At 71.7% G+C, this 205-nt stretch carries 1 protein-coding gene; it reads left to right on the forward strand.

Annotation, left to right across the window (positions count from 1 at the left end; translation table 11 throughout):
- On the forward strand, window positions 1-205 hold a 205-nt coding region (locus KVT45_RS56010; protein ID WP_217562833.1), incomplete at both ends, for an AMP-binding protein.

The raw sequence follows: 205 nt of genomic DNA on the forward strand, positions 1-205 counted from the left end.
GACCGTGATGGAACTGTTCCGGCGGTGGACCGTTGAGACGCCGGAGGCGGCCGCCCTGCAGGCAGTCGAGGGCCGAAGGCTGTCCTACGCAGAGGTGGATGCGCGCTCTGATGCCATGGCGCGGGGCCTGGTGGCGCGTGGTGTGGGTCGGGAGTCGCGGGTGGGGCTGTGCCTGCCGCGTGGGGTCGAGGCGATCGTGGCGATC

The sequence above is a fragment of the Streptomyces sp. GbtcB6 genome (assembly GCF_019091475.1).
Classification (GTDB): Bacteria; Actinomycetota; Actinomycetes; order Streptomycetales; family Streptomycetaceae; genus Streptomyces; species Streptomyces hyaluromycini.